Annotated in this window: 27 protein-coding genes, 1 riboswitch and 1 other annotated feature (1 of these 29 running past the window's edge); of the genes, 6 read left to right on the top strand and 21 right to left on the bottom strand. The window is 42.0% G+C overall.

The window, feature by feature from the left end:
- Positions 1–208: a binding site (T-box leader), on the bottom strand; it reaches 32 nt to the left of the window's first position.
- A gap of 58 nt (positions 209–266) precedes the next feature.
- On the bottom strand, positions 267–437 hold the full coding sequence (locus ES896_RS20090) for a YrzK family protein (RefSeq protein ID WP_003216250.1): 171 nt from the start codon (positions 435–437) through the stop codon (positions 267–269).
- Between the two features lie 137 nt (positions 438–574).
- Here ES896_RS20090 and ES896_RS07435 point away from each other — a divergent pair, with 137 nt between their 5' ends.
- Positions 575–2155: an N-acetylmuramoyl-L-alanine amidase family protein gene (locus ES896_RS07435; RefSeq protein ID WP_007501478.1), complete on the top strand. Its 1581-nt coding sequence runs from the start codon at positions 575–577 to the stop codon at positions 2153–2155.
- Positions 2156–2252: 97 nt separating this feature from the next.
- On the opposite strand, the gene dtd is transcribed toward ES896_RS07435, so the two are convergent.
- From dtd to ES896_RS07395, 8 genes are all read right to left on the bottom strand, one after another.
- A complete protein-coding gene (gene dtd, locus ES896_RS07430; protein WP_135226655.1) occupies positions 2253–2696 on the bottom strand; it encodes a D-aminoacyl-tRNA deacylase in 444 nt (147 codons plus the stop codon).
- Positions 2697–2714: 18 nt separating this feature from the next.
- On the bottom strand, positions 2715–4925 hold the full coding sequence (locus ES896_RS07425) for a RelA/SpoT family protein (RefSeq protein WP_008342726.1): 2211 nt from the start codon (positions 4923–4925) through the stop codon (positions 2715–2717).
- Between the two features lie 142 nt (positions 4926–5067).
- On the bottom strand, positions 5068–5580 hold the full coding sequence (locus ES896_RS07420) for an adenine phosphoribosyltransferase (protein ID WP_008342729.1): 513 nt from the start codon (positions 5578–5580) through the stop codon (positions 5068–5070).
- 23 nt (positions 5581–5603) lie between these two features.
- A complete protein-coding gene (gene recJ / locus ES896_RS07415) occupies positions 5604–7937 on the bottom strand; it encodes a single-stranded-DNA-specific exonuclease RecJ (RefSeq protein WP_079920084.1) in 2334 nt (777 codons plus the stop codon).
- 81 nt (positions 7938–8018) lie between these two features.
- The gene (locus ES896_RS07410) at positions 8019–8375 is read right to left on the bottom strand and encodes a LapA family protein (RefSeq protein ID WP_073413636.1); all 357 of its coding nucleotides are present in this window, start codon (positions 8373–8375) and stop codon (positions 8019–8021) included.
- Positions 8376–8474: 99 nt separating this feature from the next.
- On the bottom strand, positions 8475–8963 hold the full coding sequence (locus ES896_RS07405) for a cation:proton antiporter regulatory subunit (protein WP_008342734.1): 489 nt from the start codon (positions 8961–8963) through the stop codon (positions 8475–8477).
- A 200-nt stretch (positions 8964–9163) separates the two neighbouring features.
- Positions 9164–11392, bottom strand: coding sequence for a protein translocase subunit SecDF (secDF, locus tag ES896_RS07400; protein WP_048001809.1), 2229 nt, complete (start codon positions 11390–11392; stop codon positions 9164–9166).
- A gap of 41 nt (positions 11393–11433) precedes the next feature.
- A complete protein-coding gene (locus ES896_RS07395) occupies positions 11434–11730 on the bottom strand; it encodes a post-transcriptional regulator (protein ID WP_003216788.1) in 297 nt (98 codons plus the stop codon).
- Between the two features lie 116 nt (positions 11731–11846).
- On the opposite strand from ES896_RS07395, the gene spoVB reads away from it, so the two are divergent.
- Complete coding sequence (spoVB, locus tag ES896_RS07390) at positions 11847–13397, top strand: stage V sporulation protein B (RefSeq protein ID WP_056705836.1); 1551 nt, start codon at positions 11847–11849, stop codon at positions 13395–13397.
- A gap of 1 nt (position 13398) precedes the next feature.
- Here the strand turns inward: spoVB and ES896_RS07385 are convergent, their stop codons facing one another.
- Positions 13399–14061, bottom strand: coding sequence for a DUF421 domain-containing protein (locus ES896_RS07385; RefSeq protein WP_056705838.1), 663 nt, complete (start codon positions 14059–14061; stop codon positions 13399–13401).
- Positions 14062–14225: 164 nt separating this feature from the next.
- Between ES896_RS07385 and ES896_RS07380 the strand changes: the two genes are divergently transcribed.
- Positions 14226–14603: a TIGR04086 family membrane protein gene (locus ES896_RS07380; protein WP_007501492.1), complete on the top strand. Its 378-nt coding sequence runs from the start codon at positions 14226–14228 to the stop codon at positions 14601–14603.
- Positions 14604–14652: 49 nt separating this feature from the next.
- On the opposite strand, the gene yajC is transcribed toward ES896_RS07380, so the two are convergent.
- The 7 genes from yajC to ES896_RS07345 form a co-directional block, all read right to left on the bottom strand.
- Complete coding sequence (gene yajC, locus ES896_RS07375) at positions 14653–14919, bottom strand: preprotein translocase subunit YajC (RefSeq protein WP_003216659.1); 267 nt, start codon at positions 14917–14919, stop codon at positions 14653–14655.
- Positions 14920–14966: 47 nt separating this feature from the next.
- Complete coding sequence (tgt, locus tag ES896_RS07370) at positions 14967–16112, bottom strand: tRNA guanosine(34) transglycosylase Tgt (RefSeq protein ID WP_008342748.1); 1146 nt, start codon at positions 16110–16112, stop codon at positions 14967–14969.
- Between the two features lie 31 nt (positions 16113–16143).
- Positions 16144–17172, bottom strand: coding sequence for a tRNA preQ1(34) S-adenosylmethionine ribosyltransferase-isomerase QueA (queA, locus tag ES896_RS07365; RefSeq protein WP_079920088.1), 1029 nt, complete (start codon positions 17170–17172; stop codon positions 16144–16146).
- A 34-nt stretch (positions 17173–17206) separates the two neighbouring features.
- Positions 17207–17407 (bottom strand): DUF2905 domain-containing protein, encoded by a 201-nt coding sequence (locus ES896_RS07360; RefSeq protein WP_008342752.1) that lies wholly within the window; start codon positions 17405–17407, stop codon positions 17207–17209.
- Positions 17400–18404: a Holliday junction branch migration DNA helicase RuvB gene (gene ruvB, locus ES896_RS07355; RefSeq protein WP_007501501.1), complete on the bottom strand. Its 1005-nt coding sequence runs from the start codon at positions 18402–18404 to the stop codon at positions 17400–17402. The genes ES896_RS07360 and ruvB overlap by 8 nt, the downstream gene beginning before the upstream one ends.
- Positions 18405–18415: 11 nt before the next feature.
- A complete protein-coding gene (ruvA, locus tag ES896_RS07350; RefSeq protein WP_017358123.1) occupies positions 18416–19021 on the bottom strand; it encodes a Holliday junction branch migration protein RuvA in 606 nt (201 codons plus the stop codon).
- A 147-nt stretch (positions 19022–19168) separates the two neighbouring features.
- On the bottom strand, positions 19169–19681 hold the full coding sequence (locus tag ES896_RS07345; protein WP_110487322.1) for an intercompartmental signaling factor BofC: 513 nt from the start codon (positions 19679–19681) through the stop codon (positions 19169–19171).
- 226 nt (positions 19682–19907) lie between these two features.
- On the opposite strand from ES896_RS07345, the gene ES896_RS07340 reads away from it, so the two are divergent.
- Positions 19908–20552: a protein kinase family protein gene (locus tag ES896_RS07340; RefSeq protein ID WP_110487323.1), complete on the top strand. Its 645-nt coding sequence runs from the start codon at positions 19908–19910 to the stop codon at positions 20550–20552.
- Positions 20553–20584: 32 nt separating this feature from the next.
- Here the strand turns inward: ES896_RS07340 and ES896_RS07335 are convergent, their stop codons facing one another.
- Positions 20585–20767 (bottom strand): hypothetical protein, encoded by a 183-nt coding sequence (locus ES896_RS07335; RefSeq protein WP_008342761.1) that lies wholly within the window; start codon positions 20765–20767, stop codon positions 20585–20587.
- 192 nt (positions 20768–20959) lie between these two features.
- Here ES896_RS07335 and ES896_RS20085 point away from each other — a divergent pair, with 192 nt between their 5' ends.
- A complete protein-coding gene (locus tag ES896_RS20085; RefSeq protein ID WP_167764452.1) occupies positions 20960–21109 on the top strand; it encodes a hypothetical protein in 150 nt (49 codons plus the stop codon).
- Between the two features lie 30 nt (positions 21110–21139).
- On the opposite strand, the gene thiC is transcribed toward ES896_RS20085, so the two are convergent.
- Positions 21140–22900, bottom strand: a complete 1761-nt coding sequence (thiC, locus tag ES896_RS07330; protein WP_135226654.1) for a phosphomethylpyrimidine synthase ThiC — start codon at positions 22898–22900, stop codon at positions 21140–21142.
- Positions 22901–23026: 126 nt separating this feature from the next.
- Positions 23027–23136: riboswitch (TPP riboswitch) on the bottom strand.
- Positions 23137–23374: 238 nt separating this feature from the next.
- Here thiC and ES896_RS07325 point away from each other — a divergent pair.
- Entirely contained in the window at positions 23375–24007 is a 633-nt protein-coding gene (locus tag ES896_RS07325) for a LysE family transporter (RefSeq protein ID WP_008342767.1), read from the top strand.
- A 46-nt stretch (positions 24008–24053) separates the two neighbouring features.
- Here the strand turns inward: ES896_RS07325 and ES896_RS07320 are convergent, their stop codons facing one another.
- Complete coding sequence (locus ES896_RS07320) at positions 24054–24674, bottom strand: YhcN/YlaJ family sporulation lipoprotein (RefSeq protein WP_017367717.1); 621 nt, start codon at positions 24672–24674, stop codon at positions 24054–24056.
- A gap of 133 nt (positions 24675–24807) precedes the next feature.
- The gene (gene safA, locus ES896_RS07315; RefSeq protein WP_048001812.1) at positions 24808–26004 is read right to left on the bottom strand and encodes a SafA/ExsA family spore coat assembly protein; all 1197 of its coding nucleotides are present in this window, start codon (positions 26002–26004) and stop codon (positions 24808–24810) included.
- Positions 26005–26054: the final 50 nt, after the last annotated feature.

Here is a 26054-nt window from a genome sequence, read left to right as displayed (position 1 = left end):
CCTAGTTGGAACATGATCTAGCCATGTTCCCGCTCAAATCCTTAACGCAGATTCACGTTCTCCGCCTAATGACTCATTTTTTGAGTGTTCAGCAGGAAACCTACAGAGTGTTCTTTCGTGATAAATGCCATGCGGATTCGCTTTCAGCCTAAGGCGATTCCTCTCTGCTCACGCAATTTACCCTACTATTCTCTATCATCAGTTCCACATTTTAAATTTTCAAGTGTGTTGATTTATATTATAATAAGGTCGGTGCTGCCACTCTGTCAACCCTTGCCGTGTCTCTTTTTCTTTTCCAGCTCTTCTTTTGACGTGCATCCGTATTCAGATGCCGTTTCTTCAAGGAAGCCTGGTTGATCCATTTCGTCGTGCTGCCAGCGATCGATATCACGATGTCCATTATATTGCACTCGTCCTAATTTTCTGCTTAATCTCATGTTTGTACATCCTTTTATCACATTTTTATCTAGTATAAACAGATTGATTCATTTTTATTAGGGAAACCGCAAGGAATTCATCCATTACATAACGAATTAACATTCATCGGTTTTACAAGGGAGGGGAAAACACCGTTTTGAATCTGAAAACACACCATCACATGATGTTGCTGCTCACCTGTTTTGTCCTCATTGCCAGCACTTGGCCAATGACACATGCGACGGCTCAAACAGATCAAGCTGTCGTTGCAACAGATGAAATCAATGTGCGAACCGGACCTGGTTTAAGCTACGGGATCGCAGCAGTTGTGAAACGAGGAGAAAGCTACCCGATTCTCACTGAACAAGGAGAATGGGTACAGATCGGGCTATCGAACGGACAAAAAGGCTGGGTCGTCTCATGGCTGATTACTAAGTCATCTGATGCACAAAAGCCTGCTAAGCAAAAGACGCAAGGTCAAAGTACGCAAGGAAGCAGTTCGATTACGTCAACAGCCTCCGACCTTCGCATTCGGACAGGCCCAGGGACTTCCTATCAAGTCATTGGCACTTTTCCGCAGGGCGCTTCCGCTAAAAAGCTGGACACAAGCGGCGAATGGACAAAAATATCGTACAAACAAGCGGAAGGCTGGGTCCACTCTGATTATATTTCTGGCGGACAAAACGCTTCTTCATCCAGTTCAGCTGAGCCCGCTCGTTCTAAACAGTCCGGCACAGTTGGCGTATCAAGCTTGAATGTTCGAAAATCGGCGGCACCAAACGCACAAGTGGCCGCTTCACTTTCCCGCAACACTCAAGTCACCATTTTACGGGAGCAAAATGGCTGGTATGAAATCGAAGCAAAAGGCGTTAAAGGCTGGGTTGCAAGTTATTATATTGTCTCAAACCAAGGAACAAGTGCAGCACCTGAAAAGAATTCTTCCTCTTCGTCATCTCATCAGAAAGCGTACATCGTTTATGATGGAACGAATATTAGAAAAAGCGCTTCTACCTCTGCTGGAATTGCAGAAAGAGCAACAAAAGGAGCTGCTTATCAAATTGTTCGTACACAAGGTGACTGGTACGAGGTGACATTATCAAACGGCGGAACAGGCTACGTGGCGAGCTGGGTCGTTCAAACAAAGAAAAATAGCAGCGAAGCACCAAGACCTCAGCAGGATTCATCGTCTGGCACTGGATCTTTAAAAGGCAAAACAATTGTTCTTGATCCTGGCCATGGCGGAAAAGACAGCGGCACGATCGGCGCAGACGGTGCATTTGAAAAGAATATCACGATCAAAACCGCTCATTTGCTGGCGGGTAAGTTAAGAGCTTCTGGAGCAAATGTCTATTTAACACGAAGTGATGATACATTCATCAGCCTTCAATCGAGGGTTGCCACTTCACATTACCGAAATGCAGATGCATTTATTAGTCTTCATTATGATAGCTTTATGGACCCAAGTATCAGAGGGAGCACCGCATATTATTATCAGGCATCCAAAGATCAACGCCTGGCGACAAGCGTTCATACGGAAGTCGCAAAACGATCACAGATCCCTGATAAAGGAGTCAAATTTGGAGATTATTTTGTTTTAAGAGAAAACAAGCGCCCTTCCCTTTTATATGAACTCGGCTATTTAAGCAATCCTCAAGAAGAAGCGATCATTTATAGCGCCTCTTACCAAGAACGAGTGACAGAAGGAATGACAGAAGGATTAAAACAATATTTCCGATAGAAAAAAGAGGCCGCTGCGCCTCTTTTTTGTTTGATCGCAAAAGAAAAAGACTCTAAACAAACTCTCAGCAAGAGTTTATCTACAGTCTAATGTCTTTCTATTCTTTGCTGTCCATCAACATGGTAACAGGCCCCGAATTGGTCAATGAGACGTCCATCATCGCCCCAAAACGTCCAGTTTCAACATGGATGCCTTTTTCTCTAAGCGTTTCATTGAAGCATTCGTAAAGTGAATTCGCCACATCCGGTTTGGCAGCTTTCATAAAGTTCGGCCGTCTGCCTTTTCTCGTATCACCATAAAGGGTAAATTGAGATACAGACAGCACGCTTCCTTTTACATCCAATAACGAAAGATTCATTTTCCCGTTTTCATCTTCAAAAATACGCAAGTGTGCGAGCTTTTCAGCTAAGTAATGCACATCTTCTTCTGTGTCTTCATGTGTAACCCCAACGAGCACCATATAGCCTTCATTGATGGCACCTGTGATCTCTTCTTCTACTTTCACAGATGCACTCGTCACACGCTGAACAACAAGCCTCATAGACGATATACTTCCTTTCTAATTCATGAATCGGCGAACAGAGTAAATGTCTTTGATTTGTTTGATGCGTTCTACCACTTTGTGCAAATGGTTAATATTTTGGATAAAGATCGCCATATGGATCGTCGCCACTTTGTTACGATCAGACTTACCAGAAACCGACGAGATGTTCGTTTTGGTTTCGTTGACTGCTTGAAGCACCTCATTAAGTAAGCCGCGTCTGTCATATCCTAATATCTCAATTTCCACATTGTATTCTTTACGGTTTCGAGCAGGCTGTTCATGCTCCCACTCAACCGGGATTAACCGTTCCTGCGCTTCTCCTGTCTTCACGTTCGGACAGTCATCACGGTGAACAGATACGCCACGGCCTTTTGTAATAAAGCCAACAATGCTATCACCAGGAACAGGATTACAACACTTAGATAAACGGACAAGCAAGTTATCAATGCCTTTCACTCGCACGCCAGCTTCCCGTTTTTTCCCGTGATATGGTTTTGACTCTACAGACACTTCTTGAACGGTTTTCTCTTGTTCTTCCTGATCTCTTTGTTTTCTTTCTTTTTCCGTTAAACGATTCGCCACTTGGAGTGCCGTAATTCCGTTATAACCGACAGCTGCATACATGTCCTCTTCATTTGAGAAATTAAATTTATCAGCCACTTTTTGCAGATTTTCAGCGGTCAAAATGTCTTTGACATCGAACTCAAGGTTTTTGATTTCTTTCTCCACAAGTTCTCGGCCTTTTTCGACATTTTCTTCACGGCGCTGTTTCTTGAAAAACTGTCTGATCTTGTGCTTCGCTTGGGAGGTTTGGGCAAGTTTGACCCAATCCTGGCTTGGTCCATAGCTATGCTTAGATGTCAGAATTTCAATAATGTCACCTGTTTTTAGCTTATGATCAAGTGTGACCATTTTACCGTTGACCTTGGCTCCGATTGTTTTATTCCCAATTTCCGAATGAATCCGGTATGAGAAATCAATTGGTACGGAACCAGACGGTAGCTCGATGACGTCACCTTTTGGTGTAAATACAAACACCATATCAGAGAAAAGATCAATTTTTAACGATTCCATAAATTCTTCCGCATCTGTGGATTCATTTTGGAATTCAAGGATTTCTCTAAACCAAGACAGCTTCTTCTGGAAAACGGCTTCTTCCGTCGATTCTGCTGATTCTTTGCCTTCTTTATACGCCCAGTGTGCGGCAATTCCGTATTCAGCAATTTCGTGCATTTCCACTGTACGAATCTGAACTTCAAGCGGGTCCCCTTTTGGACCAATCACCGTTGTATGAAGAGACTGATACATGTTCGGCTTTGGCATCGCAATATAATCCTTAAATCTGCCTGGCATCGGCTTCCAGCATGTATGAATAATACCAAGTACCGCATAGCAGTCTTTAATGCTGTCAACCAAAATACGTACAGCCAGCAAATCATATATTTCATTAAATTGCTTATTTTGCATGACCATTTTGCGATAAATACTATAAATATGTTTCGGTCTGCCGGAGAATTCAGCCTTAATGTTCACCTCAGACACGCGGTCTTTTACTTCATTAACAACCTCGTCCAAGTATTCCTCACGTTCTGCTCGTTTACGCTTCATGAGATTCACAATCCGGTAGTATTGCTGCGGATTTAAATAGCGGAGGGCTGTATCTTCAAGCTCCCACTTAATCTTTGAAATCCCTAATCTGTGCGCAAGCGGTGCAAAGATCTCAAGGGTTTCATTTGAAATTCTTCGCTGCTTTTCCTGCGGAAGATGTTTGAGTGTTCTCATATTGTGAAGACGGTCTGCCAGCTTAATTAAGATGACGCGAATATCCTGCGCCATTGCAACAAACATTTTACGATGGTTTTCAGCCTGTTGTTCTTCTTGTGATTTATATTTAATCTTTCCGAGCTTTGTCACACCATCAACAAGCATGGCTACTTCTTCGTTAAAATGCTCTTTTAAATCTTCTAATGTCACATCCGTGTCTTCGACAACATCATGCAAGAAGCCACCAGCAATGGTCGAAGGGTCCATTTCAAGATCAACAAGAATTCCCGCCACTTGAATAGGATGGATAATATAGGGCTCACCGGATTTCCGGTATTGCTCCTTGTGAGCATTTTCAGCATATTCGTATGCACGCTCTATAAATTGAATATGTTCAGCGGACAGGTATTCTCTTGCCTTATCAATGACCTGCTGCGCCGTTAAAACTTGTTCGTTCGCCATGGAATCACCTTTTTAAATGAAAACTGTATTGTAGTTTATTATCAAGAAAAATTCGATAGATGTAAAGAGAAGAAGTCCGCTAAAAGATTTTTGATAGGAAAAAAGCACCCTTCTTACTGAGTGCTTTTTGCGTAAAACTCCATTAGTATTGCATTAACGTCAAGATGTCGTAACCGTCAAGCTTCTTTCTGCCATCAAGATACGTCAGCTCAATTAAAAATGCAATCCCTGCCACAACGCCGCCTAATTCCTCAACCAGCTTGATGGATGCTTCAATCGTTCCACCTGTCGCAAGCAAATCATCTGTGATCAGTACACGCTGACCAGGACGAATTGCATCTTTATGAATCGTTAATACATCTTTACCGTATTCCAAACCGTAATCGACTTTGATAACTTCACGAGGAAGCTTTCCTTCTTTACGAACTGGGGCAAAACCTACACCAAGTGCGTATGCTACAGGGCAGCCAATAATGAATCCACGCGCTTCAGGTCCAACAATGAGATCAATGTCTCTTTCCTTCGCGTATTCAACGATTTGATCCGTTGCATAACGGTACACTTCGCCTTTATCCATTAACGTTGTAATATCTTTAAATTGTACACCTTCCTTTGGGTAGTCAGGTACAACTGTCACATATTGTTTTAAATCCATCTTTTCCTTTTCCTCCTCGTACGTCAAAGCACAGGTGAGACTTCGCTCATCATGCTATTCAGCCATTCCTTCAGCTCTTTGGCTGAGGAATATGTTAGTGTTTGATCGAGTTCCATCAATCGTTGTTTTGCTGTATAAGACGATGATGCGGTTAAATCTTTTTTAGGGGCATCACGCACTATTGACAGCACACCATTCTCTATTTTAACAAAACCGAGTTCAAAAAACACCTTTGTCATAAAAATGATTGTATCTTTTGTCCAACCTCTATGTTTGGCAAGCTCCATGCCTTGTTCTTTAATAGGAAAACTTCCCCGTTTGAACAAGAACCCATAAAACCATTTGAATTGATCACGGCTCGGGAATGAGGACATAAAGTGATCTTCTTTCCGCTGAAACACCGTATAAATTCTTGCTGGTTGTTGATTTTCTAAAAGCAGCTTGAGCAAGTGTTCATCGGCAGGAACATCGGCAAAGATCACATACTTTTCCTGCACATCAAACGTGGATACATTTTCTGCATCAATAAGGTGAATCGGAATATCCACCAGCTCCGATTGCTTTTTTGTTTCTTCGTCAAAACAGAAGACCATCGTTTTTGCTGGATCAAGTGTTGATACTTTCTTTTCCCAATCTTTTTTCCCGCGTAAATCAAACAGCTGCCATTCATCGACTCTAGCGTCTTTTAGCATGAGCTGGGGTTTCTTTCGGTTATTCCATTCATTAATCGAGACCTCGCCAACGACAGAAATTTGACTCCCTGGGACAAGTTCTTCTTTTAGCTTGCCTTGGTGAAAACCGACACAGTCGAGCAGCTTGTCTTCGTCTTTTAGTGACATTTTAATGTGATTTTGATTGGCCCCGATCGTTCGGATGTCTTCAAGCTGGGCGTCTTCAATCATAATGAACGGCTTAGGATTCTGCATGCCAAACGGGGACAGCAGTCCCACTTCTTCAATGGCTTGCACCGTCATTTCGTCCACTTTACATACTGCATCGACCCGTTGAATTGGAATAAAATCTTCTTCAGTCAACGTTTCATTTGCATATTGATTCAATCTTTCCCTAAGTAAAGGAACATCATCCGCTTGAAGTGTCATTCCTGCTGCCATCGGGTGTCCACCGAAATGCGGCAGGATGTCACGGCACTTGCTCAAATGGAAAAATAAATCAAAGCCAGGAATACTTCGGGCTGACCCTTTCGCCATCTGCGTTTCTTCGTCTATTCCAAGCACAATCGCCGGACGAGAAAATGTATCCGTCAATTTTGAGGCAACAATGCCGACAACGCCTGGATTCCAGCCAGCTTTTGCTACGACGATAGCAGCCTGGTCAGCGCCTGTCTCTTCAACCATTTGAATGGCTTCTTCCGTGATCGTACTCACAATTTTCTGCCGTTCTTTGTTCAATTCTTGTACAAAACGAGCGAGTTCTTCTGCTTCATCCATATCCTCAGTCATGAGAAGATGAACAGCCGGATCTGCCTGCTCAATTCGTCCAACAGCATTCAGCCTTGGCGCAATTTGAAAGCCGACCGTTTCCTCATTTGCTTCTTCAAGAGTGGCGCCTGCTTCTTTTAATAACGCTTTTAACCCAAGCCGTCTAGATTGACGAAGCTGCAGAAGACCTTTTTTGGCAATCCATCTATTTTCATCATGCAGCGGGACAAGATCCGCAATTGTACCGATTGCAGCAAGATCTAATAATTCTACTGGGAGTTTACCGAGGAGTGCATGTGCCACTTTAAACGCAACACCGACACCCGCCAGCTCTTTAAACGGATACTCACACCCAGGCTGCTTAGGATGTACAATCGCAAGTGCCTCAGGCAGTTCCTCGCTTGGTTCATGGTGATCTGTGATGATCAGGTCTAATCCTATTTCTTTTGCAATACGTGCTTCATTTACAGCAGCAATCCCTGTATCCACGGTGATGACAAGCGATGCTCCTTGCTCTTTGATATATCGGAAAGCCTGTTCGTTTGGCCCATATCCTTCTTTAAATCGATCTGGAATATAAAAGTCTACCTTCGCAGATCGTTCTTTAAGTGTATGTAAAAGTACAGAAGTACTTGTCACACCATCTGCATCATAATCTCCGAAGATCACAATCGATTCCTGCTCTTCGATCGCTTTGTTGATGCGCTCTACTGCTTCTTTCATTCCTTTTAATAAGAATGGATCATGAAATTCGGCTTTTTGATCAAATAAAAAAGACCTCGCTTCTTCTACTTCTTCGAGCCCTCTTTGTACAAGAAGTGATGCAGTCAGCGCTGAAATATTCAGATTTTCAGAGAGTGATTTCACTTTTTCTTCGCTAGGATGTTCATATTCCCAACGCATTTTGGATAATAACATAAATTCACCCCTCAACCACACTATTATACTAGAGTGGACTGAGGGGTTTCAATTTTTATTTTATGAAATTGTACTGGAAGATTATTTTTCCTTCCGGTCAAAAGACGCTGGCTGTTCTTTTAAAGGTGTGACATTCGTTTTCTTTTGAACGTCTTTGTCCACCTTTTTATGAGAAGAAGCAGGGCTTGCTTTAGCGGCTGCATGTTCAGCTTTTAATGTTTTTAATTCACGTTTTAGTTTCACAATTTGGAAAATCCCCGCAAAAGCCACAATGAGTCCGCCCATAAGAACAGAACCGATAATGACAAGGATCAGCGGCCATTCAGCCGTTCCAAATAAGTAGTCTACCTGTACAGGCCGCACGTTAATAACAGCAAATACTGAGACAATTAATACGAAAATAAATGCGAGTATGATGGTCCATTGTTGTTTATTCATCTACAAATCCCCCAAGCTTTTTCTTTTATTCTTCCCTCTTTCTTGTCCTTTTTAAACACCGAAAGAACATGGCGGAAGGTTTTCTATCAGCATGGGCGCTTAGCTGCTGAGTTTTTCTTTAATGAGGCTCTTTAATTCTTTTCTTTCTCCAGAGATGACAAGGGTGTCTCCTTCTTCAATCACCGTATCTGGTCCTGGATTTAAAATTTTCTCATGTGATTTTCTTACAATGGCGATGACTGTTACTTGATAGTTTTGGCGAACACTCAGGTCTCCGATCGTCTGGTTAACAGCCGGTGCGTTCTTTTCAATCTTAAACCATTCAATGATGAGTTCATCAATGGCCACCTCCACTGTCTCAAGCGCTTTTGGTTTATAGACCATGCCGCCTAAAATAGCCGAGATTTGTCTTGCTTCTTCATCGCTAAGCAAGATACCAGAAATACATTCTTCGTGATCATCTTCTTGAAAATGATACATCTCTCTTCTGCCGTCATCATGTGTGATAATGGCAAGCTTCTCATTATTTCTTGTGATCATTTCGGCTTTGTGACCGATACCTGGCAGTTCAGTTTCCCGAACCTTCATAACAGCCCCTCCAATGAATAAAAGCCAAATGCCCCAAACGGACACTTGCTTTCTATACTGATCTAAACGTATGTCATTATAGCAAAAGACCATTTCAAGATCAATGAAACCCGAAATGTTTTTACATATCATCTTATTGTTGTGACGATGACAAGTATGATGCATGAAAAAAAGACTGCCAAGCTGGCAGTCTTTCTTGTTTAAATATCTTGTTCTGTGTCGATTTTAGCCGGCTTTTTCAGCTCACGACCTTTCCATATCAGCCAAATTTGTGCCGCAATGTAAAGGGATGAATACACCCCTGTTAATAGTCCGACAAGTAAGGCGATGGAGAAGTTTGTAATAGATGCTGAACCGAAAATGAGAAGTGCAATCACCACAACAAGTACGGTGAGCACGGTGTTCACAGAACGCGTAAAGGTTTGCTGTAAACTTAAATTCACAATGTACGATAAATCTTCGATCGTTTTCGGTTTGCGTTTCTTCATTTGCTCACGCACCCTGTCGAAGGTGACAATCGTGTCATTGATTGAGTACCCAATGACCGTGAGTATCGCTGCAATGAAGGTGACATCCACCTCTAAGCGCGTAATACTAAAGAAGGCAACGATAAAGAATGCATCGTAAAGCAGAGAGATTATCGCTGCAATCGCCATTTTATACTCAAATCGGACGGATACATATAAGATAATCCCGATCGAAGCAATGATGACAGCGTATAATGCGTTACGCGCAAGCTCTTTTCCGACCGTCGGAGACACTGTACTTACGTTAGGCTCCGTTCCGTATTTATCTTTGAAGTAATCTTTCACTTCAGCGATTTTTTCTTTATTTGGAACACCGACAAATCGAGCTGCTGCTTGATTTTCTTTTTGACCCGATAACACAACACTGTCTGTCTCAAGGTCTAGCTTTTTAAAATCTTGCTCCACCTGTTCTGTTGACAGCTTATGGTCACTTTGAATATCAACTCTAGTACCACTTGCAAAGTCAATACCTGCATTGAGCTTGAAGATTGAAAGCACAATGATTCCAGCAATGGTAATGGCTGCTGAGAAAATCATAAAGCCTTTACGTTTGCTGACGAAATCCCATTTATCAAATGGTGTTTTCGGTTCAGTATTTTCAGTTGTTTCATGAATATCAATAATGTCTTTCTGACGAACCCCAAACCAGCCTTTTCTGCGGTCGAGATAGCGGCTTTCTACAAGTAATCCAAGAAGGAATCTTGATAGGAAGACAGCCGTGATAAAGCTTGTCAAAATCGATAGGATAAGCATGGTTGCAAATCCTTTGACAGAGCTTGTTCCAAAGAAGAACAGAACCCCTCCGGCAATAATACTTGTTAAGTTTGCATCAAAGATCGTGGCAAATGATCTGCGGTTACCCGATCTGAAAGCAGAACGGACAGATTTACCGAGCTTGAGCTCTTCTTTAATCCGCTCATACGTAATAATGTTGGCATCGACAGCCATCCCTACCCCAAGAATCAATGCAGCGATTCCAGGCAGTGTCATGACCGCACCCATCCAGTCAAAGACTTGCAGTGTGATATAGATATAAGCTGACAGTGTAATGACAGCAACAAGACCTGGTAATCTGTAATAAAACAGCATGAATAAGAAGATAAATGCGATTCCTACAATTCCTGCGAAGACTGTTTCGTTTAGTGCTTGCTCACCAAACTGTGCACTCACAGATGTTGAATATTTTTCGGTTAATTTTACTGGCAATGCGCCGGCATTTAAAATGCTCGCAAGGTCTTTTGCCTCTTGAACCGTAAAGTTTCCTTCGATTTGTACGTCACTGCTGTTAATTTCTTGGTTTACATTCGGCGCAGATACATACTTATGATTTGATTTAGAGACTTCTTTTTTGAAGGAATCTCCCTTATGATAATCAAGCCAAATGACAAGCTGATTGTTTGGTGCCATCGCCGCTACTTTTTTTGTCACGTCACCAAACTTTTTCGCATCCTTTAGTTTGACCGTCACGATCGGCTCATTCGTTTGATTGAATGTTTGTTTTGCACCATTTTCAACAAGATCAGATCCGTTTAGAAGCTCTTTGTCATTCGTATCTCTGAAGGAAAGCTGTGCTTCAGTCGATAGAATCTCCCGTGCTCTGTTTTGATCTTTTACACCCGCAAGCTGTACGCGGATACGGTTGTTTCCTTCAATCGAAATGTTCGGCTCACTGACCCCAAGCACGTTGGCTCTTCGGTTTAAAGCCTCTACTGTACTGACGAGAACACCATTTGTGATCTTGTCTTCTTTTTTCACTGGGTGTACATCATACAGAACTTCAAATCCACCCTGTAAGTCCAGCCCTAGCGTCATATCTTTCGCAACGGGCTTCGTTAATAAGCCCACACCAGTTCCGATTAACAGAACCACTAAGAAAAACGCAAGTATGCGCCCTTTTTTCATTATGTATTTCCTCCTTAAACACCTGAATCCATTTAGATGGCTTATTTCAACAGTTCGTCCAGCATATTCTTGCCATCTTCACTGTCCAAAAAAGCAGACGTTTTAAACGACTGAACGGTTGCATAGTTCATAAATTCGCCAATTTTCACAGATAAAATATCTGCAACCATTTCATGAATCGGATACTCTTGTTTTTTCTTCCACTTCTTATTCTCTAAGTATGACCATAATTCCTCTAAATCTACATCTTTATAGCCCAAAACGATGAATTCTTCAAGCTTACTGAACAGAAAAGGCTTTAAATGGTCTTTGTATATAGCAGCCGGATGTTGTGTCAATGTGAGGCTCCCCCTTTTCAGTTTTTTATCGAGAGACTTGTCATGCTTGGACGATATACACGCATATCTTATTGTATATGATTCTATGTCGTTTGAGAAGGCAGGTGATCTGTGATTTGACGAAGCAAACGTTTTTAAAAGGGACGATTATTTTAATTTTAGCAGGTTTTATTACAAGAATATTGGGTTTTGTCAATCGAATTGTGATTGCAAGGTTCATTGGTGAAGAAGGCGTAGGGCTTTATATGATGGCAGCGCCTACCTTTTTTCTCGCCGTGACGCTGACACAATTCGGACTTCCTGTTGCGATTAGTAAGCTAGTCGCAGAAGCAGAAGCCCGTGGTGACAAACAGAAAACAAAACGCATTCTAGTGATGTCCCTTGCGATAACAGGAACACTCAGCCTGATTTTCACGCCGCTTTTTTTATGGTTTGCCCCTATTATGGCGGAAAATATGCTGACAGATCCTAGAACGGTCTATCCTCTGCTTGCCATTACACCAGTCGTACCCGTTATTGCGATCTCAAGTGTGTTAAGGGGCTATTTCCAAGGAAGACAGCAAATGAGCCCGCTTGCGATGTCGCAAGTACTAGAACAGGTCGCAAGAATTTCACTCGTGGCAGTATGTACAACAGCGTTCCTGCCTTATGGAATTGAATACGCAGCAGCAGGCGCCATGATTTCATCTGTCATTGGCGAAATGATTTCACTTGCTTACTTACTGATTGCCTTTCGTTATAAAAAGACCATCCGTATCCGAAAACGTTTTTTCAAGGCAATTCATGATGGGAAGGACACGTTTAAGCAACTCATGAGTATTGCCCTGCCAACGACAGGCAGCCGTTTCATCGGCAATATCTCTTGGTTTTTAGAACCGATTGTCGTCGCTCAAAGCCTTGCGATTGCCGGTTATGCAGCTGTGGAAGCAACAAGGCAGTACGGAGAATTGACAGGACTTGCGCTCACCCTTTTGACACTTCCTAGTTTTATCACGTATTCTCTCTCCACCGCACTAGTTCCAGCGATTAGTGAGGGGATGGAACAGAACAAACGCAAAACGGTTGAATACCGGCTCAAGCAGGCGATGCGCCTTTGTTTATTAAGCGGGGGCATTTCATGTATTATCCTTTTCGTGTATGCAGAAAATTTAACCCTCTTCATGTATGGTTCATCTCATGCCGCTGTCTATGTAAAATTCATGGCCCCCTTCTTTTTGCTCTATTACTTTCAAGGGCCGCTGCAGGCTGTCCTTCAAGCATTAAATTTAGCGGGGGCAGCGATGACCAACAGTTTGATAGGAGCTGTTGTGAAAACAGGTATGATCTTTGTTCTTGCTTCACAGCCAAGCTTTGGCATTATGGGCGCAGCGCTTGCGATACTCATCGGCATCGTTCTTGTCACGTTGCTCCATGCGGCAACTGTCGGTAAAGTACTGCCTATTCATTTACCATTAAAAGAATATGGACTTTGCGTCCTTGTGATCATCGGTACTGGGGCGGTCAGCTTATGGATGAAACATCAAGCGAGCGGACTCTTTTCCGCACCTTTAGAGCTTGTCATGATGATCTTTTTGACGTGCATGCTGTATGTCATTCTATTAATCTGTCTTGGGCTAGTGAAACGAGAAGAGCTACGCCGCATCCCGTTTATTGGGAAGCTGCTTTAGCTCATTCTTTCTTGATCACTTCATCTTTCAAATCAATATAAAAATCCTTCTGATTAAAGCTGCAGTAAGAGATTTGCTCGATGTCATGATAGCCTCTTTTGACAAGCTCCTTTATCAGCCACTGTTCATCATGGTTGATCTGCTTGAGATGATCATGCTGAACCACACCGTCTGCAATAAGCGGGAGCTCAAGCGCTGCATGTTTGCGCTTGTTTTCTTTTTCAACAACGGCGAGCTTTCCTGAAGGCTCTAAGATGGCATATGAGACATCCTGGATACTATCGATGTTATTTTCTCTTAATTGAATCAGCAAATCATCAAAATTGTATCGCTGTTTTCTCATCGCACCCTCGTCTATTTTTCCGTTGATGATGAGCAGGGCCGGCTTACCGTCGAGAAAACGACGGACACCTTGAAATTTTAATGACAAATAGGCAAGGGTGATTTGAATGAAGGTTAACAGCAGGATCGGCCATACTGTATGTAACATGTGATCCTCTACTTCTTCTATGGCGAGCACCGCAATTTCAGCGATCATCATAAAAATAACAAGATCTAAAATACTCAGTTCCCCAATCTCCCTTTTGCCCATTAAACGAAAGATAAACCAAATGAGAAAATATAAAATGATCGTTCTCATGGAGATAATTAAGATGTCCTGCATATGATGTAACCCCTCCTTCTCCACCATAGCTTGTGTCAAAACACTTTATTTATGTAGAAAAGAAAGTCTCGGTTTTTATCACGAGAACATGTCTATTTTTTCTTCTCCGTGAATACATTTTAGTAAAAGACAAGCTTCGGTCAATTGGAGAGGAGACGAATCACATGCAGGAAACGAAACAAATAGGAAAAGGCATTTTATCTGGCTTAATTGCTATTTTTGTCGTGATGATTGTCACAAGCTTACTTGTATCACTGATGCTTACCTTCACAAGTATGCAGGAATCATCGTTTAAATGGATGATCATGATCTTGTCCTTTGCGGCACTTTTTCTAGGAGGAATGATTTCTGGAGGGAAAGCAAAGGAACGGGGCTGGCTCATTGGCGCCATGACCTCTTTTATCTTTTCACTCACTGTTTTTTTATTTCAATATTTAGGGTTTGGAGAAACCTTTTCACCAGAACAATTCATCTATCATGCAGCCTTTTTGGGAATTTGTATGCTAGGGGGAATGATTGGCGTTAATCTTCGGGGCAAATAAAAAAAGAGCGAATGATATCGCTCTTTTTTTATCGCTATGTATTGGAGGATTAACCTTTGTCAGCTAATTCTCTAATAGCACGTCGGTCGAAAGTTAAACGGTTGTTTTCGCTTGTTTTGATGACCACTTTTGATTCATCAATGTAGTCGATTTCACCGTGTAAACCACCGATTGTGACGATTTTATCGCCTTTTGATAAAGATTGCTGCATCTGACGCACAGCTTTTTGTTGCTTTTGCTGTGGACGGATTAACAAGAAGTAAAGCACAGCAAACATGACAACAATCATAATGATTGAACCCATACCACCATCCATTCTATCTCACCCCTTTCTAAAGCATTGTAAAGCTTTTCGTTTATGCGTTAAAAGTTTTTCGCATTCGGTTTGTTAAAGCCATAACGCTCAAAAAACTCTTCTCTAAAATCACCTAAACGATCCTCACGGATAGCTTCTCTCACTTGCTCCATTAATTTTAACAGAAAATGAAGATTATGATAAGTTGTTAATCGAATTCCGAACGTCTCATTTGTACGGATTAAATGTCTAATATAAGCACGTGTGTAGTTTTTACATGTGTAGCAGTCACAGTTTTCATCGATTGGTCTGAAATCACGCTCATATTTAGCATTTTTCACAACAAGGCGTCCTTCACTTGTCATGAGCGTACCGTTTCTGGCAATTCGCGTTGGCAGTACACAGTCAAACATATCGACACCGCGGATCGCACCGTCAATTAATGAATCTGGTGAGCCAACACCCATTAAGTATCTTGGCTTGTCATCCGGTAAAAATGGCGTTGTGAACTCCAGCACACGGTTCATCACATCTTTTGGTTCACCAACAGATAAACCTCCAATGGCGTAGCCTGGGAAATCAAGTGAAACAAGATCTTTTGCACTTTGTTTACGAAGCTCTTCGTATTCTCCGCCCTGCACAATGCCAAACAGCCCTTGATCCTCTGGACGCTGGTGCGCTGTTAAGCAGCGCTCTGCCCATCTGCTTGTCCGCTCTACAGAACGTTTCATATAATCGTACTCTGCTGGATACGGAGGGCATTCGTCAAAAGCCATCATAATATCTGAGCCGAGCGCATTTTGAATCTCCATCGCTTTTTCAGGAGAAAGGAACAACTTATCTCCATTTAAGTGATTACGGAAGTGAACGCCTTCTTCTTCAATTTTTCTAAATTCACTCAAAGAAAACACTTGGAAACCGCCTGAATCTGTTAGAATCGCTCGATCCCAGTTCATAAATTTGTGCAGGCCGCCTGCTTCTTTGACAATGTCATGCCCCGGACGCAGCCATAGATGATACGTATTGCTTAAAATGATGCCTGCTTCCATTGCTTTTAACTCTTCAGGCGCCATTGTTTTCACTGTAGCCAGTGTACCAACTGGCATAAATACAGGTGTTTCAAAGGAGCCGTGCGGTGTATGAACGCGTCCAAGACGTGCACCTGTTTGTTTGCATGATTTAATGAACTCATAACGTATCGGTAATTGCGACAAAAATGAGCCCTCCTGTCTTTGTTGTATGATGTTATTGAATCAGCATGGCATCGCCAAAACTGAAGAATCGGTATTCCTCTTTTACAGCCTCATTGTACGCTTTTAGGACGTGTTCTCGTCCAGCTAATGCACTGACAAGCATGATTAAAGACGATTTTGGCAAGTGGAAATTCGTGATCATGCCATCAATTGCCTTAAATGTATAGCCTGGATAAATAAAAATCGACGTCCAGCCGCTTGACGCTTTGAATTCACCATCATAAGCACTTGCAATGGTTTCAAGCGTTCTTGTCGAAGTTGTTCCGACTGAAATAATCCGTCCGCCTTCTTTGCGCACGCGATTAAGTTCTTCTGCCGTTTCTTCATTCATTTCGTAAAACTCTGCGTGCATTTCATGTTCTTCAATGCGTTCAGCACTGACCGGTCGAAATGTGCCAAGTCCTACATGGAGCGTAATAAACGCAATATGCACTCCTTTTGCTTTCAGTGCATCCAGCAGTTCATTTGTAAAGTGAAGACCGGCAGTAGGCGCAGCAGCCGAACCAACCTCTTTGGAATAAACGGTTTGATAACGCTCACGATCGTCAAGCTGCTCTTTAATGTACGGAGGCAGCGGCATTTCACCTAAGGAATCAAGTACTTCATAAAAAATGCCTGTATACTGAAACTCAACTTTTCTTCCGCCATGTTCCAGTTCTTCTGTACATACCGCTTTTAATCGTCCATCACCAAATGTAATGACTGTTCCGTTTTTCACACGTTTTGCTGGTTTCACAAGCGTTTCCCATTTGTCTCCTTCTTCTTGTTTCAAAAGAAGCAGCTCCACTTTAGCACCCGTATCCTCTTTCGTTCCAAACAGACGTGCAGGCAATACACGAGTATTGTTTAAAACGAGACAATCACCCTTTTGAAAGTAATCTGTGATTTGCGAGAATGTGTCATGTGTGATGTCACCTGTTTGTTTATTTAAGACCATCAGTCTTGATGCATCTCGTTTTTCAAGCGGCACTTGTGCAATCAATCTTTCTGGTAAATCAAAATCAAATAGTTCTAACTTCATTTCCTTCACCTATTCTGTAGTTAACTAGTTAACGTTATTTCATCCGTCCGAAGACATTGAGTAAAATGGTTAGGACGATGCTAATGACAATGCATGTAATCACAGGAAAAAAGAACGTTACGTTCCCTTTTTTCACGAAAATATCGCCTGGAAGTTTCCCAACCAATTGAAACACTAAACCTGCGGCAAAAAGGACACCACCTAAAATCATCAACATTTTAGGGAATTCAGTCACGAATCGGAACCTCCATATGAAAATGTTCATACGCTTCTCTTGTGACGACCCGCCCTCTTGGTGTTCTTTGCAGAAAACCAATTTGCAGTAAATACGGTTCGTACACATCTTCAATCGTATGTGATTCTTCTCCAATTGTCGCTGAGATCGTATCAAGTCCAACAGGACCGCCTCTAAATTTTTCAATCATACTTAAAAGCAGCTTATGATCGATATGATCAAGTCCGAGTCTGTCAACTTGCAGACGCTCAAGAGCATCTTCTGCAATGTCTTGTGTGATCGCATGATTTCCAAGCACCTGCGCAAAATCTCTTACTCTTCTGAGCAGACGATTGGCGACCCTCGGTGTGCCTCTAGATCTTCTTGCAATCTCTTCAGCTGAACGAATGTCGATCCCAATCTCAAACAGCTCGGCTGTTCTTGCTACAATGTGAGCCAAATCTCTTTGCTCATAGTATTCCAATCTTGCATGAACCCCAAACCTATCACGAAGCGGCGCTGTTAAAAGCCCAACACGGGTTGTAGCACCTACAAGCGTAAATGGCGGTAAATCAAGCCGCACAGAGCGTGCTGTATCTCCTTTTCCAATCACGATATCTAGACAAAAGTCCTCCATCGCTGGATATAGCACTTCCTCTATTGAACGCTGCAAGCGATGAATTTCATCAATAAACAGAACATCGCCAGGTTCAAGAGATGTTAAGATCGCCGCCAAATCGCCAGGGCGTTCAATCGCTGGTCCAGACGTTGTACGCAGCTGAACATTCATTTCATTGGCAATGATCGACGCAAGCGTTGTTTTCCCAAGTCCCGGCGGCCCATATAAAAGAACGTGATCCAGCGTTTCCTGCCTCATTCGGGCAGCTTCAATAAATACGCTGAGATTATCCTTTACTTTCTGCTGGCCAATATATTGACTAAGCGTCTGTGGACGCAGACTTTGCTCAATGGCTGATTCATGGTTGTCTGCTTCAGTTGAGACGAGCCGTTCATCCATGAGACATCACCCTATTTCAACATTTTTTGTAAAGCTTTTTTCACATATTGATCGGTTGTAAGATTCTTCTCTTCTTTTAATAAAGGAAGAACCTTTTTGATTTCACGATCACCATACCCAAGGACACTTAAGGCTTCAACCGCTTCATCTAAAGCGCTTTGCTGCGTTTCAATCTGGATATGATCCTCGTGGTTAAATAAGTTTCCTATCATTTCAGGCACCACATCTGCGAGCTTCCCTTTCAGATCTAGAATGATCTGTCGTGCTGTTTTTTTGCCAACACCCGGGAATTTAATGAGGAAAGCTTCATCCTCTCGTTCGATCGCTGAAATGACAGCGCCAGGATCACCGGAAGCAAGAATCGCAAGCGCACCCTTCGGTCCAATCCCTGTGACATTTAACAGTTTTGTGAACAACGCTTTTTCTTCTCGTGTTTGGAATCCATATAACGAAAAAGCGTCTTCCTTTATGTAATGATACGTATAAATCGTTTCTTGTTTTGTTACTCGATAGATAAACGGATTTGGGGTATAGACTTGATATCCCACTCCGCCGTTTTCAATGACAACATATTGCGGGCACACATAATCAATGGTCCCTTTTACAAACTCTATCACCGTTTTCACCTCTTTGACTGTTCTCCATTGTAACATAAATCGAAGAGAAAACCGTAATAAAAGTTAACATACGTTCGCTCAGCCTTTTTTCATCGTCAACCCATGAAAAAGAGCTTGCGGTCTTCACACCAGCAAGCTGTCATACGATTAAAACGATTGTTCATTTCGGTAAGGTTTCATGACTTCAAGCACATGCTCAAATTCATCTTTTGTTCGAAACGGAATGCCTTGTGCAAGCTGTTGCTCTACATGACTTTCCAAGCGGGACGTATCAATTTGAAAAAAGAGATGAATAGGCTCCGCCCACCCGTCAGGCCTTCCATGAAACGTAGAAATCACGCCGTCTTCTGATAATCCGATATATCCATTTGCTTTACTCAAAGGCGATATATCATCAATTTGCTTTCTAAAAAGGGCAAAATCTTCTCGCTGTTCTACCAATGTCCAGCCCTTATACTGGGCCCAAAATGTGTCTTTGTCTTCTAATGATGCCCGCTGTCTTTCAATACTCACATCGCCGTCTAGATAGACCTTTTCAAGCTGAACGTTGATGGTTTTTGACTCTTTTTGCAAGTGTTCTGCTGCTTCCATATCAAGAGCGAAAAAGAATACACTTGTCATGATAAGCCCTGTAACGAAATACTTTATTTTCACTTTCACTATTTACACCTCTTTAGAACATAAGATCGATGCATGACATATGTAGTTTGACCCATTTTGCTAAACATTAACCAAATCGATGTCTTGACACATATTGAGCGTCTTTCGTTGTATCCTTCGTGCGTAAATGTTATGTTTTATACAATCCATTGCTCTACCGAATCACATGGTTTTTTCATCATTCGTTTTTCAGCCGCATAAACTGAAACCAAAGAAGGTGAAGTCAATGTCAGATGTCAAAAGATTAGCCGAATCGATTCAATATCAAGAAGAAAAGCGTTTTAATAAGCTCGTCTTTAAACCGGCTGAGCTTGAGCTGTGCGGCAAAGGAAGAAGTGCCTATGTATTTTCATACAAAAAAGACGACAAGAAAATGGCGTTAAAAGTCTTTTTTCCTTCTTATCGAAACATCGCCCGCAAAGAGGCTGCAATTTATGAAAAACTTTCCGGCTCCTCCTATTATCCTGAGATTTACGAGTCTGGGGATCAGTATATTTTAATGGAATATATTAAAGGTTATACTTTCTATGAATGCCTGACAAAAGGAATTCCGATCAAAAAACAAATGATTGAACAAGTAGATGATGCGCTGGAAGAAGCACGCGCGAAAGGTTTAAATCCTTCTGATATTCATCTGCGAAATTTAATTTTAACAAAGGATGGCCGCGTCAGGGTCATTGACGTCGCCCGCTTCACGCAAACAAAAACATGTCATCAATGGGATGATTTAAAAGCTGCATACACCTTTTATCAAAAACCTTTTTTCCCTAAAAAAGCGCCGCGTCTATGGCTTGAAGTGATTGCCTATTTGTATAAGAAAAACTGGCTGTCTCGAGGTCAGCTGAACAATCGAAATGATTTTACTGCATAATGAAAGCCGCTCTCTTTGAGCGGCTTTTCGTTTTATTCTGTTTCTACATGGATACTATTCACATTTAATAGGTTAATGATTTCATTATTCAGCTTAAACCAATGATTGGCTTCCTCAATTTTTTTATACACATCATAGGTAGCTGGACGTTTCAGCTCGAAATCGAGCACTTCCCCATTGTTCATATGAAATGTTACCTTAAATACTTTCATCATAAGATCACCTTCCACTCTGTCTTGTTCACTAACCGAATCGGTCAGCTCTTTTCATTCATTCTCTATTCAATCCGTTTCCCCTGCTTCTTTCCTTCTAAACACAAGAAGTTTAAATTTTGTTTAAATTCGCACAACATATCTATCTAGATACGCTTCAAAAGAAGTATATTGAATGAAAAGGAGGCTGTCTTTATGAAACAAAAGAAAAAACGAATATCTCCAGAGAGACAAACAGTTCTATTTCATTTAACAGATGCCCTCATCCCAAGTATTGAAACGATGGCGATTGCAGTAAAAGCATTTTTCTACCTCGTGAGAAAAGCCATTTCAGCCGTTTTATAAAACCCCGCACTAGAGGAGTGCGAGTTTTTTTTAGGATTGATAGATTTGGCTGCCTTGATTGATAAACTCTTTTGCCTTCTTCTCCATCTCTCTTTTCACTTCTTCTGATTGGTTGCGGATGTCATGGGATATTTTCATACTGCAAAACTTTGGTCCACACATGGAACAGAAATGAGCGGTTTTAGCACCTTCAGCAGGCAATGTTTCATCATGGAATGCCAGCGCTCGTTCTGGGTCAAGTGACAGATGAAATTGATCCCGCCATCTGAATTCAAATCTCGCTTTTGATAAGGCATCATCACGCTTTTGAGCAGCAGCATGTCCTTTTGCTACATCAGCTGCATGTGCGGCGATTTTATAGGCGATGACGCCTTCTCTTACATCTTCTTTGTTCGGCAGACCTAAATGCTCTTTTGGTGTCACATAGCACAGCATGGCTGTTCCGTACCAGCCGATCATCGCCGCACCGATCGCGGATGTAATATGATCATATCCCGGTGCAATATCTGTTGTTAGAGGACCTAACGTATAAAAAGGTGCCTCTTTGCATATCTCCATCTGCTTATCGACATTCTCTTTGATTTTATCCATAGGAACATGACCAGGTCCTTCAATCATGACCTGTACATCATGTTTCCAAGCGATCTCTGTCAATTCCCCTAACGTTTCCAGCTCTGCAAACTGCGCTTCGTCATTTGCGTCCGCAATGGATCCAGGTCTGAGCCCGTCCCCAAGCGAAAAGGCAATGTCATATGTTTTCATGATTTCACAAATTTCTTCAAAATGGGTATACAGAAAGTTCTCTTGATGATGAGCGAGACACCATCTTGCCATAATGGCTCCGCCTCTTGAAACAATTCCTGTGACCCGGTCGACTGTGAGCGGAATATACCTTAACAGGACGCCCGCATGAATGGTGAAGTAGTCAACCCCTTGCTCTGCCTGTTCAATTAATGTGTCTCGGTATACTTCCCACGTCAAATTTTCTGCGATTCCATTCACTTTTTCAAGTGCCTGATAAATCGGGACAGTTCCTACTGGGACTGGGCAATTGCGGATAATCCATTCTCTTGTTGTATGAATATCCTTTCCTGTAGACAGGTCCATCATCGTATCTGCCCCCCATCTAATTGCCCATGTCATCTTCTCCACCTCTTCTTCAATGGACGACGTCACAGCTGAATTGCCAATATTCGCATTAATTTTCACGTGAAAATTCTTCCCGATGATCATCGGCTCACTTTCAGGATGGTTGATATTCGCTGGAATGACCGCTCTTCCACTAGCCACTTCCTCTCTAACAAACTCAGGACTTAGCTGTTCTCTCAAAGCGATAAACTCCATTTCAGGCGTAATGATCCCCTTTTTTGCATAATGCATTTGCGTCACACAAGCACCTTGTTTCCCGCGGAGCGGCACATGATGAAAATCTGTATGGGCAGCTTGAAAGGATTCTTTCCCATTCAAGCGATATCCATTATCTTCTGGCTTTACTTGACGCCCTTCATAGCTTTCAGTATCTTCTCTTTCTTTAATCCATACTGATCTCAGGCGCTTTAATCCCTTTGTGACATCAATATGAGCCTCCTCATCTGTATACGGTCCACTTGTATCGTACACACGAATCGGTTCATTTTCGATATCACCTGCTTGTGTCACTGTATTTGTGAGCACGATTTCTCTTTTTGGCACCAAAATGTCAGGTCTCGAGCCTTGTTCATATACCTTTCGACTGCCTTCAAAGTTTGATAATAAAGATTGCGTTGATGGAACATTTGTCTTTTCATTCATTTGCTGTTCTCTCCTTCTTTTCGTGTGACCGGTCAGGATGGAATCAGCACCAGCAAAAAACCAGATTCTATGTAAAGAACCTGGTTTCGTCGTCAGAAAAAAACATGTATGCCATTCATATGGCACATGTATCATCTTCAACTTCCCCACGCTGGTACGAGCCAGATCAGGTCCAAAGGGTTAAGAAGCTTGTCTTCTCTCTCAGCCCGCATTTCCGGGCACCCCTAGTCACTTATATTGATTTCCACAACAGTGTAGCATAGCTGAGAAATGAAAAAAAGAAGTTTCAGGAAAATAGTTCCTTTCCCCTACAATGAATACACGATCTTCACGATATACATCTTTCTATACACGATCTATCTCTCTCATTTCGATTAAATCAGAAATAATCATTGATCCTTTTCTCCTAGTATGTATAATTAATCTAAACGGAGAATTTTTATACAAACATGAATCAAAGGAAGTTCTAGTCGATTGCAAACATTTCTTACATTTATCGTCGTTGGATTCTCAATTGCTCTACCTGTTGGAGCGATCACGGTTGAAATGACAAAGCAGGGATTAAAAAACGGATTCTTTCATGGATTAACTGTAGGCGCTGGTGGTATGACCATCGATATATTGCTCATCTTGGCTTTATATGCTGGATTTGCTCAATTTTTATCTTTGCCCTTTATCCAAATTCCGCTCTGGCTGATCGGTGCCATCTTTTTAATGATTCTTGCCTACGATTCGATTAAAAATGCGGATCAAGACATCCATTTAGCAGGAGAAAAAGTGAATAAATCATTCGCTAAAACATACCGAAATGGGCTGCTCGTCGCGGTATCACCTGGAAACCTTGTGTTCTGGGTATCTGTGTTTGGTGCTGTACTGGCAGATGCTTATACGAATACAAATTCATCTGAATTTATATTGGCTGCTGCGGGTATTTTGGCAGGGATTCTTCTTCATGACATCGGTCTTCTCACGATTGTTTCCCTAACAAGAAAAGTGATGAATCGAACAATGATTAAGTGGACTTCCATTATTGCCGGTATTTTATTACTTGGATTTGGCTGTTATTTCTTTTATGAATTTTATATCGGGATCAAAGTTTATTTTTAAAGAAAGGCTAAAGTTCGTTATGAACTTTAGCCTTTTTTATTCCAGCCTATCGGGTCATGCCTGTCTGACCTGTTTCAAATTGCGTTTTTCTCATATCTCTGAAGCGTGTAAATGCGCCTTCGTCTTTAATGACTTGGACAGCTCTTCCATCTGCATAACGAGTCGCTGCTTCTTCTACTTGTGATACACCCTCTGATGTCAAGCGCCCATCTGTTTTAAGAGCAATATACACATTTTCATCCGTCACCATGACTTGTGAGTCTGTCACATGGTTCATTTTGTTCACTCGGTTGGCGATTTTTCTTGAACGCTGGATGTTCTCTTGTTTATCGTAGCCAGAGAACGACATTTGGTTATGATAGTTCATATCTCCATGACTGTAGCGTCCATCTCCACCAGTAAGTGGCATTCTCACTTGATCCTGTGTAGGGCGTGAACGATAATCAACATTCGTTGTATTTCTTCCGTTCATTCCCTCCATAAGCTCAGAAACCGGTCCTTGATGATCTTGGTTGTTGTCTGTTGCCTGTTGATTGGAGTGGTATCCAACTGGCTGGCCTGATTGATTATGACGTGTATCTACACCCGCATTGTTATTTGTACCACATGCCGTTAATCCAATAGGTAGAAGCACTAAGGCGATTGTTTTTTGCCATTTTTGTCTCAAACGAAAAACCCCCTGTACAAATTGAATCTCATGAGCGCAAAACAGGCTCTGTTTTAGCATGTACAGTTGAGGACAAAAACAAGCTGTCAGTTATAAACAAAAAAAGGAACGATTGAGATCGTCCCTTGTGTCATTAATCTTCTTCGTCTTCTTCTGGTCTTGCAAAAACAGATGGGTTTTGATAAGGCTGCTGCATATAAGGCTGTGCTGGATAAGCACCCATTTGACCATATGGAACAGGGTTTGGATAATGTCCAGGCCATGGTTGATGATGCTTCATACCATCATCGCATCCGCAGTCTTCCTTGCCATATGCTTCATTTGGAGCGTTTGGATAAAAGCCTTGATTGACATTGGCATTCACATTCGCGCCTGCATTTGGATGCATATGGTGGTGCCAGTGATGCCCGTCGTTTGCATGATGCTCATGATTTTCACCATAATAAGCCGGTGCTTGATACGCAGGATAATACGGCTGAGCCGCCGGGTAAGGGTACGGCATCATGTGATGGTGATAATACGGCTGTACCGGATAACAAAGGCCTGATCCCGGTAAAATAGGAGAAGCGGGTACCATTTGCTGCGGATATGGATACATTGCTGGCATGTAATGACCATAACCATAATAAGGATCATATGACTCTTGATGATGGTGGTGATGCTCTTTATTTTCAGCCATGCCCCCTACTGCTGCCCCTCCAACATTCGGCATTTGCGGGAAATTAGGAAGGTTTGGGTAATTACTATGCTCCATTTCTTTTCCCTCCTCTTTTTGATGTGGGATATGAATGAATGGATCATATCCCTTTGCCACTTCATCTTTGAAATGATCCTTATTTTCATGATGAAAATGGTCCTTGTGATCTTTATGATCCTTTTTCTCATGAACATGATCTTTCTTATCATGAACGTGATCTTTTTTCTCATGATGTTCTTTTTTGGGAGGAGGCGTGAATGGCTGGTAGAGATTCGTCTGATAATAGTTTACATCAACTTGTGGAAAAACTGGCTGTTCAATCTTTGGTACTGGTGGCACATAAGGTACCGGTTCATTCGGCTTTTCCTTCGGCTTCGTATCTTGAACTTGCACGACATCCTTTGGCTTTTCTTTTACATACGGGTGTTCTTTTGCTTTTGGCATTTCTTTTGCTTTGTGATGATCGGTTTTGACAGGAACACCACTAGATGGAATTTTGATTTTCATTCCTGGCATAATCAAATCTGGATTACTGAGCTGCGAATTTAATTTTTTCAATTCTTGAAAGTCGACTCCGTACTTCTTTGAAATTTTCCAAAGGGAGTCTCCTTTTTGCACAATATGAATTTTCAACGTTTTCCCCTCCTATGCAAAACGTGAACGTAGCGGTTATGTCAGAAGTA

It is taken from the genome of Bacillus sp. 005/A4HT-01/001 (genome assembly GCF_004634445.1).
Classification (GTDB): Bacteria; Bacillota; Bacilli; order Bacillales; family Bacillaceae; genus Bacillus; species Bacillus altitudinis.
The sequence above is the reverse complement of the archived record's forward strand: the minus strand, read 5'-3'. Positions and strand labels throughout refer to the sequence as shown.